Annotated in this window: 13 protein-coding genes; 1 reads left to right on the forward strand and 12 read right to left on the reverse strand. The window is 60.2% G+C overall.

Annotation, left to right across the window (positions count from 1 at the left end; genetic code table 11):
- Positions 1-387 precede the first annotated feature (387 nt).
- The 12 genes from ACFFT4_RS10900 to ACFFT4_RS10955 all read right to left on the reverse strand — a co-directional run bounded on the left by ACFFT4_RS10900 (position 388) and on the right by ACFFT4_RS10955 (position 13904).
- Complete coding sequence (locus ACFFT4_RS10900) at positions 388-903, reverse strand: GNAT family N-acetyltransferase (protein WP_378047639.1); 516 nt, start codon at positions 901-903, stop codon at positions 388-390.
- A 21-nt stretch (positions 904-924) separates the two neighbouring features.
- On the reverse strand, positions 925-2112 hold the full coding sequence (gene cntE, locus ACFFT4_RS10905) for a staphylopine family metallophore export MFS transporter CntE (protein ID WP_378047640.1): 1188 nt from the start codon (positions 2110-2112) through the stop codon (positions 925-927).
- 33 nt (positions 2113-2145) lie between these two features.
- Positions 2146-3279, reverse strand: a complete 1134-nt coding sequence (locus tag ACFFT4_RS10910) for a PLP-dependent cysteine synthase family protein (RefSeq protein ID WP_378047550.1) — start codon at positions 3277-3279, stop codon at positions 2146-2148.
- 12 nt (positions 3280-3291) lie between these two features.
- Positions 3292-4899, reverse strand: a complete 1608-nt coding sequence (locus ACFFT4_RS10915) for an ABC transporter ATP-binding protein (RefSeq protein WP_378047553.1) — start codon at positions 4897-4899, stop codon at positions 3292-3294.
- 10 nt (positions 4900-4909) lie between these two features.
- Complete coding sequence (locus ACFFT4_RS10920; RefSeq protein WP_378047555.1) at positions 4910-5746, reverse strand: ABC transporter permease; 837 nt, start codon at positions 5744-5746, stop codon at positions 4910-4912.
- Entirely contained in the window at positions 5730-6701 is a 972-nt protein-coding gene (locus tag ACFFT4_RS10925) for an ABC transporter permease (protein WP_378047556.1), read from the reverse strand. Before ACFFT4_RS10925 ends, ACFFT4_RS10920 begins: the two co-directional genes overlap by 17 nt.
- A gap of 9 nt (positions 6702-6710) precedes the next feature.
- Positions 6711-8318, reverse strand: coding sequence for an ABC transporter substrate-binding protein (locus ACFFT4_RS10930; RefSeq protein WP_378047558.1), 1608 nt, complete (start codon positions 8316-8318; stop codon positions 6711-6713).
- 40 nt (positions 8319-8358) lie between these two features.
- The gene (locus ACFFT4_RS10935; RefSeq protein WP_378047560.1) at positions 8359-9156 is read right to left on the reverse strand and encodes a class I SAM-dependent methyltransferase; all 798 of its coding nucleotides are present in this window, start codon (positions 9154-9156) and stop codon (positions 8359-8361) included.
- Positions 9146-9994 carry a Rossmann-like domain-containing protein gene (locus tag ACFFT4_RS10940; RefSeq protein ID WP_378047562.1) on the reverse strand — a complete coding sequence of 283 codons (849 nt, stop codon included), beginning with the start codon at positions 9992-9994 and terminating at the stop codon, positions 9146-9148. Before ACFFT4_RS10940 ends, ACFFT4_RS10935 begins: the two co-directional genes overlap by 11 nt.
- The gene (locus ACFFT4_RS10945) at positions 9991-11250 is read right to left on the reverse strand and encodes an ATP-grasp domain-containing protein (RefSeq protein WP_378047564.1); all 1260 of its coding nucleotides are present in this window, start codon (positions 11248-11250) and stop codon (positions 9991-9993) included. Before ACFFT4_RS10945 ends, ACFFT4_RS10940 begins: the two co-directional genes overlap by 4 nt.
- 119 nt (positions 11251-11369) lie before the next feature.
- Positions 11370-11639 carry a 30S ribosomal protein S14 gene (gene rpsN / locus ACFFT4_RS10950; RefSeq protein WP_378047565.1) on the reverse strand — a complete coding sequence of 90 codons (270 nt, stop codon included), beginning with the start codon at positions 11637-11639 and terminating at the stop codon, positions 11370-11372.
- Between the two features lie 225 nt (positions 11640-11864).
- Complete coding sequence (locus tag ACFFT4_RS10955) at positions 11865-13904, reverse strand: AraC family transcriptional regulator (protein ID WP_378047567.1); 2040 nt, start codon at positions 13902-13904, stop codon at positions 11865-11867.
- 145 nt (positions 13905-14049) lie between these two features.
- Between ACFFT4_RS10955 and ACFFT4_RS10960 the strand changes: the two genes are divergently transcribed.
- The gene (locus ACFFT4_RS10960) at positions 14050-14307 is read left to right on the forward strand and encodes a type B 50S ribosomal protein L31 (RefSeq protein WP_378047569.1); all 258 of its coding nucleotides are present in this window, start codon (positions 14050-14052) and stop codon (positions 14305-14307) included.
- Positions 14308-14314: the final 7 nt, after the last annotated feature.

Raw genomic sequence — 14314 nt, forward strand, 5'->3', positions numbered from 1 at the left:
CATGTCATCAAACACCCATTGTAAAAATATTGAACAAATGATTAAAATTATAAATCTGGCTTTGTGATGGGTGTTGGATGTTAGCTTTTTTGCATGGCTAGTGCTTCCGACGAGCTTAACCCTCACTCCTGTGACGATTTCGGGCCGATTAGCACTTCCGGCGAGCTTAACCCTCACCCCTGTGACGATTTCGGGCCGATAAGCACTTCCGGCGAGCTTAACCCTCGCCCCTGTGTCGGTTCCGGGCCGGTAAGCCCGCACGAAGTACTTAGCGGTTCGCCCTGTTTCGTACTGTGTGTAAGAAAATCAAGCCAATTAAGAAGCAAATTATCTCCTAGACGGGAGACATTCCCCGCCGGTGCGACCGCGGAGACAGCCCCCGACCGTTCAACTCTCGTCGAGTTTTTTGCTCATATGCGCGATCCGATCCGCCTCCCAGTAACGTTCCAGGTATCCCCGGGATTGCCAGAACGAGTAGCCGCCCGGCAAATGCAAAGACGTGTGCAGGTAGCTTTCCGCGTAACCGGCCTCCCGGGCCGTTCGCTCGGCTTCGGCGTAAAGCCGGCTGCCTATGCCTTTCCTGCGCCAATTGGGATGGATGTAGACTTTGACGATTTCGCAGACCGGACCGGCTCCGAGCAGAGGCGTCAATTCCGGGAAGCGCCCATCGTACGGCCGAACGGCCGTCGTGCCCAGAAGCGCTCCGTCCGCATCCTCCGCGATCAGGAAGACGGCGTTCGCCGGGCGCACGTACACCTGCTCGAACAAACGCAAATCCTGCGGATCTTCCTCGTAAGCGCCCTTCGGATACAAATCCCGCATCTGCGACAAAACAAAATCGGCGATGTCGCGTCCTCTCTCCGCGCCGGCGGCTGCAATGCGATATTCCTTAACGGATTTCACCAAATCAAAATTCTCCTTTGTTCATACGCTTGCGACGGCTCCGGCTTCGCTGTTCGCCTTGCGGTTCGCCCAGGCGACGACTGCGCACACTACGGCCAACGCGGCGCTCACGGAGTACATCGCGCGATAAGAATACGCGTCGGCGACGGGACCCATCCCCGCTCCGCCCAGCGAGACGCCAAGATCGGCCATCGCGATAAACCAACCGATCAGTACGTTCCTCGACGCCTTCGGCAGCACAAACGTCAAATACGAGATCAACGTCGGATACAGCGTCGCCTGGGCCAGTCCGATCAGCATAGCCGCGCCGTAAAGCGCCGTCGGCCCCAGCATCGGCGACAGAGACAGCAGCATCGCGCCGCCGGCGCAGATGAGGCATACCGTTCCGACGAAGCCCGCATGCCACCTGCCGTCGGACGGAAGCTTCTTGCTGAACGCGAACCGCACGATGACGATCACGGAAGCCTGGACCATAAGAAACACGCCGGCGTTTCCGTAAGGGATTTGTCCGGCATACAGCGGGATAAACGTAGAGACGGAACCGAATACGACGGATACGAACAGCATCAGCAGGCAGCAGATCCACAGCGGCCCGAGTTTGCCGCTTCGCTTCGACTCTCCGTCCCCTTCCCGGACGGCGTCCTCCGGAGGCGAGGCGCGCTGCAGCTTGACGTGAAACCCAAACCAGCCCGTCCCCGCGGCAATGGCAATCATCGCGAACGTAAAGGCGCCCATACCTCCCCAATTCCACAGACCGATCGCGAGAATCGGGCCGGCAATCGTCGGCATGTACGTGAACAGCGAATACAGCGAGATTCCCCGCGAGCGCTCCTGCTCCGGCAGGGCGTCGATAATTCCGATCTGAAGCGCCATTGAGAAAAAGGCGGTGCATACTCCCTGCATGACGCGGGCCGCCAGATAGCCCTCCAGCCCGGTCACCGTGTACAGAATAAGCGCAAGACCGTTCACTACGAGCAGGCTGCGCAGAATCTTCTCCGGACCGAACTTGTGAATCAGGCGGCCCGCCCAGGGACGGAAAAACATGCAGGTAAACATGTAAGTCCCCATAATCAGCCCAATCTGCCCGTTGCTTGCGCCGAGTGCCGCGCCGCGCAGCGGGAGAATGACGTTAAGTATGGCATTGGCGCTGAAAAACAGCAGCGCGAGCAGATATAAACGCAAAAAGGGCTTGGACAGGGCGCTGTTCAGCGGCATTGCGGCAACTCCGCCTTCCGTTGTAGTTTATTCGGGAACGGCCGTCCCGAGGCCAAGCGCGGCATCGCGCAGCTCGGCGTTCAGGCGCAGCGTCGACTCCGGCACGTCAAGCTGTCGAACGAGCTCCGGCTTGTAATTGCCGACGGGTTTTCCGCCGAGCGGCCGCAGCCGGCGCGCCGCCTCCCGGATCGCGGCGACGTCCGCGTGAACGGCGAAGCCCTGGCTCTCCATCCATTCGTCGTTGAACAGCGTCTGGACGTAACGGTCCCCGCCGTCCGAAACCATGCACACGACGCGCTGCCCGGGCTTCAGCTCCTGGGCGATCTTGAGCGCGACCAAGGCGCAGGCCCCGCTCGAAGGGCCCATCAGGATGCCTTCGTTGCGGGCGAACGCCCGTGCCGCCAGGAAAGCGGACTCGTCGGGCACTTTGTAGACGCTGTCCACGTCGTTCACATCCAGATTGTCCGGCGTCCAGCCGAGTCCGATGCCGGGAATGCGGTAAGCCTCCGCCTCTCCCCCGAAAATCGCCGACCCGACCGCATCGACGCCGACGACCTGCGCCTCGGGCGCATAGATTTTCAAATACCGGGAAATCCCGCCCAGCTGTCCGCCCGTGCTTACCGCGGTAACGAAGGCGTCGAGCCGGCCGGAGCAGGCCTCCACGATCTCGCGGGCCGTCGTGCGGAAATGCGCCTCGCTGTTCAGCAGGTTAAAGCATTGGTCCGGCCGGTAGCTGTTTTCGATCTCCCTGGCCAGCCGGTTGGCCAGCGATATTCTCGTTTTATGGTAGCTCCCGGAATCGTCCTGCTCCGTCACGACGATCACCTCCGCGCCGAAGCCCTTCAGCAGCGCGAGATTGGCGCTTGTCGTCTTGGGATCGACCAGGATGACGACCCGATAGCCTTTGGCCGCCCCGATCATCGCCAGCGAAATGCCGAAATTGCCGCTGGACGACTCGATAATCGTGCCTCCGGGCTTCAGCCAGCCTCTGCGCTCGGCCTCTTCGACGATGTACAGCGCGGCCCGGTCCTTGATGCTGCCGCCCGGATTGTAGCGCTCGTATTTGAATAAAAGCTGACCCTCGTCCGCTTGATTGCTGTTCGGAGACGTGAGGAGAGGAGTCCTGCCGACGGTTTCCAGAATATTGGCGATCACGCTCATCCTTCCTTTCCTTTAGACAAGACCGTCCTCCATATCGCCGGCGCATTTGAGCAGCAGTTGGGTGTGCGGCTGACGGCTTTCGTGAAGCCGGCCGCTCTCCTGCTTGCGCTCCCCGAAGCTCCCGCCGCTCATCACCGCGATATGGTGACAGAACGCGCGCAGCACCCGAATATCATGCGAGATCATCAGAATGGAAAAGCCGAACTGCCTCTGCAGACGCTGCAGCAGCTCCAGAATCTGGGCCTGGACGCTCATGTCCAGCGCGGACACCGCTTCGTCGCAGATGAGAATGTCCGGCCGGAGCACCAGCGCCCGGGCAATCGCGATGCGCTGGCATTGGCCCGTGCTGAGCTGCGGGGGCCGTCTCGTCTGCGCTTCGTCGGCAATGCCCACTTCGTGCAGGTAATAAGCGGCCAGCGCCTCCCGCTCCGCCTTGCCGCCGATCCGCAAATAGTGCAGCGGCTCCTGCACCAGCTGGAGCGCGGTGCGCCCGGGATTCAGGCTCGCCCGGGCATCCTGGAAGACGAGCTGGATCCGCTTGCTCGTCTCGCGCCTGGCCTTCCCCTTCAAATGCCCGATGTCCGCGCCCCGCAGCAAAATGCGCCCTTCGCTCGGCCGCTCCAGGCCGGCGACGCACTTGGCCAGCGTGGACTTGCCGCAGCCGCTCTGCCCCAGAATGCCGAGAATTTCCCGCTTGTTCAACGTCAGGTCGACCTGTCGCAGCACGCGTTTTTTTCCGCCGAACGTTTTGCTTAGCCGAACGATTTCCAGCACGGGTTCGCCGGTCGCGGGCGGCAAACCGCGCACCGGCCTGGCAATCCGGTTTCGCGCCGCGAGCAGCTCGCGCGTATAGGCGGACGCCGGCGCGGTCAGAACGGCCTTTGTCTCCCCTTCCTCCTCAATAACCCCCTTGTTCAGAACGACGACCCGATTGCCGACGGCATTAGCGACGGCAATATCGTGGGTAATCAGCAGCACGGTCAAGCCCATCTCCCGCTGCAGCTTCCGCAGCAGATCCAGCACTTCCTTCTGGCTTACGGTGTCGAGCGCGGACGTCGGTTCGTCCGCGACGAGCACCGCAGGCTCGAGGCACAGCGCCAGCGCCAGGCAAATCCGTTGGCACATGCCTCCGCTCAGCTGGAACGGATAGCTGTCCAGAATGTGCCGAACGTCTTTGAAATTCAGCTTTTCCAGCATGGCGGCGCTGATCGCCGCCGCTTCCTCCGCGGACGCCAGACCGTGATAGAGCAGGCTTTCCTTGAAATGGTCCTTGATTTTCATAACGGGGTTAAGCGCCGACTGGGCGTCCTGAAACAGCATCGCGACACCCCTTCCGCGAATTCGTTCCCACGGAATGCCGGGTTTGCTCAAGTCGGGAATCCGCGCGGCGCCGACCTGCAGCGAACCGCCCCCGATGCGGGCCGACGGGGGCAGCATGCCGGTGACGGCTTTGGCGATCGTCGATTTCCCCGAGCCGCTCTCCCCCAGCAGAACGAGAATCTCGCCTTTTCTCAGCTCGAAATCCAGCGAATTCAGAACGGTCGTTCTTCGTCCGTTCTGCTCGTAGGCGACCTGCAAGCCTCTTACTTCCAATGCCTCGGCGCGTTTATCGGACGACATGTCGGGCCTCCTATAGCTCCAGTTTTTCATAAGGGTCCAGCCGGTCGCGCAGCCCTTCCCCGATCAGGTTGAAGGCCAGCACGGTCGCGACGATAAAGCTCGCCGGGCCGATCAGAATATGCGGCGCCTGGAAGAAATGGGCGCGGCCGTCCGCCAGCATGCTGCCCCATTCGGGGGCGGGCGGCTGCGCGCCCAGGCCGAGGAAGGACAGCGCCGCGATGGACAGAATAAGCGTGCCCAGCTCGAAGGTGGCCAGAATCAGCACCGGGCTGATCGCTTTGGGAAGCAGTTCCCTGCGCATGATCGCCAGATTCGAGGCGCCCAGCACTTTGGCCGCCGCATAGGACGTTTCGTTCTTGGCGTGCAGCACGACGCTGCGGGTCAGCCGGGCAAAGCTCACCCACCATACCGACACGACGGCCAGGAGCAGATGAACCAGCCCCGTGCCGAAGAGCCCGGCGACGACCATGGCGAACACCATGAAGGGAAACGCCAGCAGCACGTCGATGATCCGCATCAGAATATGATCGAGCGCCGAGCCGTGGAACATCCCCGCCGCCATGCCGACCAGCAGCCCGATCGCCAAAGCCGCGCACAGCGCCAGCAGCGACGATAGCAGCGTCGTCTGCCCGCCGTACAGCGTGCGGGACAGAATGTCCCGGCCGAAGCGGTCCGTGCCCAGCCAATGCTTGTCGCTCGGCTTCTCCAGACGCTCGGCCGCGCTTTGCGCCACGGGATCGTAAGGAGCCAGCAGAGGCGCGCCAAGGATGGCGATCGCGAGAATCGCCAGCACGACAAGACCGACGATCAGGCTCGCCGGATTTTTGGAATTAAACCGTCTCTTCACGGCCTGCCTCTCCTTTGTGATGGATTCGCGGGTCAAGCGCGCTGTAAACGACATCCACGAGAAAATGAATCAGAACGACCATCAATACCGCCACGAGCGCGTAGCCCTGAATGACCGGATAATCCTTGACCAGAATGCTGTCCAGGGCGTACTTGCCGATGCCCGGCCAGGAGAAGATGCTTTCGATGACGACGGCTCCGCCGATCAGGCCGGCAAAGCTCAGCGCGACCATCGTGACCAGCGGGATAAGCGCGTTCCTTGCGGCGTGCCGGACGACGCGCTTGCGGTCCAGCCCCCGCGACAGGGCGGAAGACACATAGATTTTGCCGAATTCGGTCAGCAGATTGGCTCTCATGATGCGGACCAGCTGCGGCGCGCCGAGGATGCCCAGAGTGAGCGCCGGCAGCCACAGCCTGGACGCGCTGAAGTCGCTGCTGATTTCGTAGACGCCGTATTTCACGGCGAACAGGGCCAGCGCGACCAAGCCGACGACAAAGGCCGGCGTGGACGCCAGCGCGACGCAGGCGACACGGATGAGCTGGTCGGTCAGCTTGCCCGACCGGAGCGCCGCGACCATTCCGAAGAACAGTCCCAGCGCGATCTGGACGAGCAGCGCCGACAACGACAGCGCGACGGTAGCCGGAAGCCTGGACGCGATCTCCGGGCCGACCGGTTTGCCGGTAAAGATCGAAGTGCCCAGATCCCCCTGCGCCAGCCGGCCCAGCCACGAAGCATACTGCACGGCGACGTTCCGATCCAGCCCCAATTCCGTGCGCAGCTCCGCGACCTTCTCGTCGTAGGCGCTCGTTCCCTGCGCGGCGATCTCGCCGGGATGCCCCAGCATCAGCCGCACCGGGTCGCCCGGAGCCAGACGGATCAGGGCAAAAATGATCAGCGTGGCAAAAAACAGCGTAAGCAGCGCCTCCAGCAGTTTGCGCAAAAGCACGGTATGCATGGCGGCCGATTATTGGGCAGTCAAAGTCAATTTGGCGTTCACAACGTTCTCGAACTGTCTGAAGTGCTCCTCGAAGCCCTGCAGCGAGCTGCTCACCGCGGTTACCTGCGGACGCGGGAACAGGCTGATGACCGGCGCCTGCTGGGCAACCCGTTCGTTGATCTGCAGAGCCAGATTATGCCTCGACTGCTGGTCTCCGGCTTTCTTCAGCTCCTCCAGAAGCCGGTTCGTTTCCTCGTCGTTGTAGCCGCCGTAGTTGGCCCTTCCTTCGGGCGAATACTGCCCCGACAGGACGGCGAATTCTTCGCCGAAGGTGCTCCAGGCTTCGATGGACGCGTCCCAGTCCCCGGACTCGCGGGCCGTCTCGATCAGGCTGTAATCGCCGTGCTGCACCTCCGCCTTGACGCCGAGCCGGGTCCATTGGCTTTGCAGCGCTTCGCCCAGCGCCTTGTCGCCGCCCCAGGTCATCAAGCGCACGGTCAACGGTTTTCCGTCCTTATAGCGGATGCCGTCGGACTCCTTCAGCCAGCCCGCTTCGTCCAGAAGCTGCCCCGCCTTGTCCGGATCGAACTGGGTGTATACGGCGTTTTTCGTCTCGGCATAGGCCGGATTGCTGGCCATCCAGGTTGTCACGGGCGTACTCTGCCCTTCGGCGGCCAGAACGACCAGTTCGTCGCGATCCGCTCCCCAGGACAGCGCCTGACGGACGCGAACGTCCTGAAGCTGGTCTTGGCCCAGGTTGAGATAGATCGTCTGGGTCGAAGCGGCCGGAGCCGCGGACAGGTAGACCTCTTTATTGTCCTTGAACTGGGCCAGGCTGGAGACGGGCACGTTAAGCGTCACGTGGCTGCGTCCGCTCAGAGCGGACAGCACCCTCGTCTGCTCGTCGCTGATCTCCTCGAACACGACGGTCGGAATCGTTGGCTTCTGTCCCCAATAATCCTCGTTGATCGTCAAAACCGTTTTCTGCTTCGGGGAAAATTCCGTAACTTTATACATTCCGGTGAGATCCATCGTGCCGATATCCTCATGCGAAGCCTCGGCGTTATGAATAATCGTCTGGTAATAAGACAGGTTCAGCGGCACGGGCAGATGCTCGCGCTCGGTTTTAACCTGCAGCGTATAATCGTCGAGCTTGGCGATCGTCAGATCGTTCAGGAACGGCTGGGCCTGCAGGTCCAGCGATTTCGAACGCTCCAGCGAAGCGATAACGGCGTCGGCGTCGACCGCTTTGCCGCTCCAGAAGCGGACCTCCGGCCTCAGCTTGATCTCCCAGGTCGTCGGATCGACCTCTGTGGCGCTCTCCGCAAGGGACGGCTCGACTTCTCCCCCCGCATTCACCTTGAACAGCGCTTCGCCCACACCGATGTTTCTCAGATAGCTTGAGGTCAGCGGCTTGACCGGGTCCAGGCTGGCGTTGATTTCCTGGCCGATGATGACCAGCTCCTGCGGCTCCGCGCCGCTTGCTTCCGGGCTTAGCGAGGCTTCGCCCTGCGCCGCGCTTCCGGCCGGAGATGAGCTCTCGGGCGAGCCGTTCCCGGCATTTGAATTGCCCCCGCTGCAGCCAGCGACCGCCAAAATTAATCCCAATAGAATAACAAACGATAGCTTCTTCATTCTTGTCTCCACTCCGTATCAATATTGATTTTTTAACCGTCTATATAGCCACAGCGATCGCCTGCATGCGCGTTCCGGTCATCTCGTTGCCGAACGCCAGCGGCTGCCCGGACTCGAACCGCGCCACATGGGGCGACGGCTTGTCGAACAGCCGTACGAGCCGAAAGCCGGCGAGCTCCAAATACAGCGTCAGCTCCTGGGGGAACAGCAGCCGGTGCTGCAAATGCTCGCGAACGGGCGCATGCCCTTCGAACGTCCAGCAATAATCTCTTTCCAACAGCTGGCTAACGGGATCGATGGCGAACCGGGTCGTCATCGTGACGGTCTCCCCGTTGATCGTCCGATGTTCCGTCAATTCCTCGGTCAGCCAGCGCCGGCCTTCCTCCGTCAGGAAAAAGGCGGCATTTCTCATGTCCAGGTACAGCAATCCGCCCTCGCGAAGATGCTCGCGGAAGCAGCGCAGGCTGGCCAGTACCTCCGAGTTGGCGAAATTGTATAAAAAAGTGCTTCCGACGCAGATCAGCGCGTCAAACTGCCGGCCGAGCGAGAAATCCGACTGCGAGCCGTATTCGAACGGCAGTCCGGGGTACAGCGCTTTCGCCCAGCCCAGCATTTCCTGCGAATTGTCGAGGCCGACGGCTTCGTATCCGGCGCGGTGCAGGTAGGCGACCTCTCGCCCGGGACCCGAGCCGACGTCCAGCACGCGGCTGCCCGCCTCGTATTCGAGCAGCACCCGGTGCACGAATCGCGCCATGCTCAGCTCATCGTCGTCGTGAAAAGCCAAATACAACGACGGATTCGTGTGCAGAAAGTTGTCCGTGTTCGTCTTATACGGCATGCGTTCCCGTTCGCTCCCTTCCGGCAGCGTAACAATAGAGCGGCGTATCGGCCGCGCTGAACTGCGTAAAGGGAAAAGGCTCCGCGACCAGCGCCGTCACTCCCTGTCCGACGAATCGGGCCGCGACCGCGCTGCCCGTCTGCGCATAGACCGTCAGCGGAATTTCCCTCTCTCTCGCTCGCTCCACAATCCGGTCGAACGTGCCGTTGCTCAGCGTCATCGCCGTGCAGATCACACTGTCCGCCCGGTCGAGCACCTTCTCCATATCCTTCTCGACCGGTTCCCCCTGCTGCGTCCGCTCAAGCTGCAGGTCGCAGGGCAGGCACGTGCCGCCCCGCCGCACGATCGCTTCGATCAGCGGATTCACTACGCCGATCAGCGCCACCCGCTGCCCGGGCCGAATGTCCGCCGTATCCGCAATAAGCGCGTCGCGAAGCTCGGCTTTCTGCAGCGGAGTGCCGGGCGGGATCGCCATCGTCTGCCGGCAATGCTCCCGGTGCGGATAGACGCAGCCGAGATAAGCGTCCATCGCCGCGACCTGCACCGGCAGGCTCTCGTCGCGCAGCGCCTCGTCGAGGGTGCGCCCGGACCACTTCGCCGCGGCTCCGGCCGCCAATTGCTCGGCCGTATGCGAGCAAGCGCCGAAATAAGACTCCACCCGCAGCAGCAAATAATGGTTATGATATTTGACCGCAGAGGACGGAAACTGCGTCGTCTGATAGATCGAGGAAGCTCCGGTGATCGGCAGGGCCTCGGGCCTCGGCCCCAGCTCTCCCCGCAGAATGGCTTCCTTCAGATCGGCGATGCCGCGAAGCGAAGGCGAGTTCATCGGCTTCATCTCCGCCCCTCCGAAGAAGCGAAGCTCAGCGCGATCCGGCCGAGCGCTTCCTCCGCGTAACGTCTGGCATTAAGCCCTTCCGCGTCCTGCGCGACCACGTGTCCCAGGTAGCAGGCGTTGTCGATCGGAGGCTCAATCCGCTTGCCGGCGCAATCGTCCAGCTTGTAGCGGACGATGCGTTCGTCCGCTTCCAGCGTCTCGATGCCCCGGACGCTCTCGACGACGCCTCCTTGCGGCGGGACGAGGAACGCGACGGCCGCGCTGGCGACGCCGCGATTCTCGGATGCGATAACCGGCCGCTGGCCCAGCGACAGGTCCACAAACGCGCGCAGCAGATCAATGCCCGTCACGCGCTCGATCAGCTCGACGATGTAATTCCCCGCCGTGCGCGGATTGATCTCGACGATGCGCGGTCCGTCCGCCGTCAGCTTCACCTCGGTATGGGCGATGCCGTGATCGAACCCGACGGCCCGCAGCGCGTCGCGCACGAATTCCTCTGTCCGGGCGCGAGTCTCCTCCGTCAAGTCGGCCGGGAACATATGGCCGTTCTCGATAAAGTAAGGCGTGCCCGTCACCGACTTGTCCGTAATGCCCAAAATCGCGGTCTCTCCCTGATAGCTGACGCTTTCCACGCTGACCTCGCCGCCGGCCATATAGGCTTCGAGCAGATACGTCCGGTCCCGCTCCTGATCCCGGAAATTAAGCGGGAACGCTTCAAGCGCCTGGTAAGCCGCTTCCAGCTCGCCGTCGTTCGAGATCAGGCTGACGAACGCGCTGGACGCCAGATCCACCGGCTTCAGCACGAGCGGATACCCGATGGCGGCCGCCGCCTCCGCGACCTCCTCCCGCGTACGCGCCAGCCGGTAGCCCGGATTGGCCAAGGCGGCCTGATCGAGCGCAAGGCGCATCAGATGCTTCTGCCGCACGGTCTTCACCCGGGCCGGGAACGGACAAGGCAGGCCGAACGCTTGCGCCACCTCTCTGACGGTCTCTATGTAGTAATCGCATACGGTAATGACGCCGTCGAAACGATAAGGGCGCAGAAATTCGATCAATCCGGGAACGTCGTTCGTCTCCGTCACGAGCACCGAATCGGCATAGCGGAGCACCGGGTGCTGCTCCGTACTGTGGGAGCTTTGGTAATGCTCCGGCCTGCGGGCGACGAAGGTGTATGTATGTCCGAGCGACTTCAGAAGCGGGGGAAGCAGATTGCCGCTCGCTCCTACCCAGCTTTCGATCATTAACAGATGTGCCACATTTCTCCTCCTTTATACGTAATTATTACGATAATTGTCGAATGATTTGCGACAAAAGACTGCATAAGGCAACAAAAGCCCGACTCGTGAGTCGGGCTGGAGAATACGTGATCGCCGGACTACCAGCTTGCTTTTTTCACGCCGGGAATCTGGCCTTGATGAGCCAGCTCGCGGAACACGATGCGCGATACTTTGAACTTGCTCAAGTAACCCCGCGGCCTGCCCGTGACTTCACAGCGGTTGTGCAGCCGGGTCGGCGAAGCGTCCCGCGGCAATTTGCTCAGCGCTTCGTAATCCTTGTTCGCCTTAAGCTGTCTTCTGAGCTCCGCATACCGGGCAACGGTGGCCCGTCTTTTCAACTCGCGGATCACTTTTGACTTTTTGGCCATAGTAACCCCTCCTTCTGTTTAATTCGTAATAATTACACTCAATATAGCAGAAGCTTTTCGAGTTTGCAATTGTTTTTATGGTGCCAGCCGCGGGGCGGAGATTTAGGGCCTGCACAGAACGTCTGCGAGAAAAAGAGGGAACGCGTCCTGTGCATCCCCCCTATACGCCGAACAACTCAAGCCGGATTGAACCCGCTGCGCCATCTTTCCCTTGGCGAATTCGAACTATTTCCGAGCAATCGGCAGCTCCAGCAGCGCATCGACAAAAGTGTCCAACGAAACTGTGCGGCTGGCATAATCGAAATCGATCAGCGTATCCGTAATGGAATAGAACGTCACGTTTCCGGCCTTCACCGCCGGGAGCGCCTGCCAGATTTCCACGGGGGAAAGCTGCTTTTCCAGTTCCTCCACGCTTGGCGCAAAATTCGTATAGGCAATGATGTCCGCTTCATTCAAGTATTGATCGATAACTTCCAAAGACAGGGGCGAATAGAAGCCCTCCGTCTGCGGATTTTCCCGGTTGAAAAATTGCTTCTCCACCCGTTCGGGAGCTCGCATTCCCAAGTCCTCGTAAATGATACCTCTCGTTTTATCTCCCTGCAAGCCGGCAGACCCTTCCTCGACGCCTTGCAGGAACACGATGGTTTTGTCGTAAATGCCCGCATCGACGAGACGCTGCTTGGCGGCTTCGACTTTGGCCGCATATTGGGCAATTAGCTCTTCGGCCCGTTCGGGCATCCCGAACAGTTCCCCGAAGAACGTCATCCTCTCTTCTAGCGGCGACATTTCATTGTAAAAAACGGTGGGCGCGATTTTGCTCAATTGCTCCAGCGGCGACGACGCCCAAGTAGCGGAGCCGATAATCAAATCGGGCTCAAGAGCCATAATGGCTTCGAGATTGCTGCCCGCAACCATTAGGGCATCCGCGACGAAGGGTCCCCATTGCTGCCTCCATGGCTCGGGCCGCTGGGCAGGATCGCCATACTGATCGATGCCGACCACCGTTTTGCCGAAGGGCAGTATATCTCCCACGTTGTTGCACACCAAGTAGACGATCCGCTGCGGATCGGCGGGAACCTCCACGTCTCCGTGCTCCGTTGCAATCGTTCGCGTCCGTGCCGCCACCGTCTCCTTCGTATCCGCGCTTGGCGCTGCCTGAGCCTGCGATTGCACCGGCGCCGGACTCGGCGACTGGGTGGTCGCGGGCGCGTTCGACGCGCATGCCGACAGCAGCAGCATGACGCCCAAGGCAGCCGCCAGCACCATTTCCCTGCTTCTTGTCTGTCCTAACATCGATAACTCCCCGTCTCCTGTAGATTGGGCTAATCCGTCTAGTCCTCTCTCAGTGTAAAGACGTTGAGAATCGTTATCAATATCACGATTCCGCATGTTTTCTATCATTTTTCTGCGGTAGTCGGTCGGCGTCATTTTGTAATATTTTTTGAACATGCGGATCAGATTCAGCTCATAGACAAAGCCGCAGCCCGCGGCGATCTCCTTATGGGTGACATGCGGATTTTGCAAATGGCGTCTGGCTGCGTCCAGCCGCCTCTCGTTCAAATATTCCTGCAGGCTTTTGCGCTCGCGCTGCTTAAACAGCCTGCCGAGCTGGCTCCCGCTGATCGGCAGCAGATCGGTCAACGATTGAATGGAAACGGGCTGCGCGTATCGCTCGTCCAAATAACGCTTGGCGGCGGCAACCAGATCGGGCTCGAAAAAACGAACCCCGCCCGCCTCCAGCTCCCGGTAAATTTCATAAACAAGCTGATAGAGAATGATCTTTGCATGCAGCCGGTCCATTGCCGATTCCCGTTTCCAGCGATCGTACAGCGTCTGAAGCTTTCCGGTAAAAAAAATCGGGTTTTCCGGCGAAAACCCATACGCCTGCATAAAGGGATTCGTCTGCTCCAGCAAACGATGAATGTCTCTTTTGTAGAACGGCGCCGTCTCCGCCTTGTAGAGCACCATGTACGTCGGCAACTGCCCGCCTACGGGACGAATCGACAGTTCCGTCCCTTTTCCCCCATGAAAAAGGCCGAAACGTTCCGGGTGATAGACAGTCCGATCCAGCTTGATTTCAGCCTTGCCGCCGCACGTGTACACCAGCATGCCCGACGGCATTCTGTAATTGCGCATAGGCATGTCCGGATGCAGCAGCTGATAACGAACATCTATTAAGGAAACCGCCGAGCGCGTCCACAGGTGAACGGCATCGGCAATTGTCTCTTTCGTAAAATATCCCGCAGCTCCCGTATTTTCCGGCATCCGTTCTCACTCCTTCCGCGTTTTCCTAGTTGTATGTTAGTTCAAGTGAGAATCATTATCAATATTTATATTGACGCTGATCATCTTTATCCTCTATAATTGATTTATTCCGTAAAAATTACATTTAGAGAATGGAGAGCCGCTGATGAAAAACAACACGCACCCGCAATACCATACGGTTATTTTTTACGATGCCGCTGCGGATTTCAAGTTTTTGTCGGGATCGACCCGCTCTTCCCATGAAACGATGGTGTGGGAGGACGGCAACACTTATCCGGTCATCCGCGTCGATATCAGCTCCGCTTCCCATCCATTCTTCACGGGCAAGCAGAAGTTTCTCGAGGTCGGCGGAAGAGTCGAGAAGTTCAAGCAGCGGCTGGCTCACAAGAAGTCGAATACGTAAGTTGAGT

The organism is Cohnella cellulosilytica (assembly GCF_042431195.1).
In the GTDB taxonomy this organism is placed as follows: Bacteria; Bacillota; Bacilli; order Paenibacillales; family Paenibacillaceae; genus Cohnella; species Cohnella cellulosilytica.

Excerpts from the sequence above, each read along its gene's own strand:
- ACFFT4_RS10960 (WP_378047569.1), top strand. The coding sequence starts at position 14,050 with ATGAAAAACAACACGCACCCGCAATACCATACGGTTATTTTTTACGAT.
- ACFFT4_RS10955 (WP_378047567.1), bottom strand. The coding sequence starts at position 13,904 with ATGCCGGAAAATACGGGAGCTGCGGGATATTTTACGAAAGAGACAATT.
- ACFFT4_RS10940 (WP_378047562.1), bottom strand. The coding sequence starts at position 9,994 with ATGAAGCCGATGAACTCGCCTTCGCTTCGCGGCATCGCCGATCTGAAG.
- rpsN (WP_378047565.1), bottom strand. The coding sequence starts at position 11,639 with ATGGCCAAAAAGTCAAAAGTGATCCGCGAGTTGAAAAGACGGGCCACC.
- ACFFT4_RS10925 (WP_378047556.1), bottom strand. The coding sequence starts at position 6,701 with ATGCATACCGTGCTTTTGCGCAAACTGCTGGAGGCGCTGCTTACGCTG.
- ACFFT4_RS10935 (WP_378047560.1), bottom strand. The coding sequence starts at position 9,156 with ATGCCGTATAAGACGAACACGGACAACTTTCTGCACACGAATCCGTCG.
- ACFFT4_RS10910 (WP_378047550.1), bottom strand. The coding sequence starts at position 3,279 with ATGAGCGTGATCGCCAATATTCTGGAAACCGTCGGCAGGACTCCTCTC.
- ACFFT4_RS10915 (WP_378047553.1), bottom strand. The coding sequence starts at position 4,899 with ATGTCGTCCGATAAACGCGCCGAGGCATTGGAAGTAAGAGGCTTGCAG.
- ACFFT4_RS10930 (WP_378047558.1), bottom strand. The coding sequence starts at position 8,318 with ATGAAGAAGCTATCGTTTGTTATTCTATTGGGATTAATTTTGGCGGTC.